Raw genomic sequence first — 528 nt, 5'->3', positions numbered from 1 at the left:
AGCATCCATGATCGTTGACAAATAGGCGAATTTTCCATCGTAAGGAATGTAAGTAATATCTGTCAGAAGTATTTTTCGCGGACCGAACTCTTCAAACCTGCGCTCGACCAAATTATCGGATACAGAATCTGTTCTCATGGCCTTTGCCATTCTTCTATATGGATTGGCTTTTCTTATCGGGCATTCCAAGCCATATTTCCTGCATAGCCTTCTTATCTTTTTCAAATTGAAAGTTACGGGAGGCTCCATATGCTGAAGAACCATATAGATCTGCCTTGCTCCCTTTTTGCGTCCGTGCTCAAGGAAGGCCTGGAGAATAAGATCGAAGTCAGCTCGATCCTGTGCTTCTTTGGCCGCTTTTGCTTCCAAGGAATGGATCCAGCTGTAATAGCCGGAACGGCTGACATGATTCAGTTCGCACAGCTGCTTGATAGAGAACGTGTTTTCCGGATCCTGAGCAATTTCATAGATGAGTTCGAATTTTTCGGATGGGCGGTTCATCAGAAGTCCTTCGATTTTGGCGAGCTG

General features: G+C 44.9%; 1 protein-coding gene. It reads right to left on the bottom strand.

All coding sequences use genetic code 11. From position 1 onward, the window contains the following. Nucleotides 1-501 (bottom strand): IS3 family transposase (locus BO225_RS11855; RefSeq protein WP_143356852.1); only part of this gene is annotated, 501 nt, incomplete at its 3' end. Nucleotides 502-528 lie beyond the last annotated feature (27 nt).

It is taken from the genome of Dubosiella newyorkensis (assembly GCF_001945605.1).
In the GTDB taxonomy this organism is placed as follows: Bacteria; Bacillota_I; Bacilli_A; order Erysipelotrichales; family Erysipelotrichaceae; genus Dubosiella; species Dubosiella newyorkensis.
Note: the sequence above shows the minus strand (reverse complement) of the source record. Positions and strands in the feature narration are given on the sequence as shown.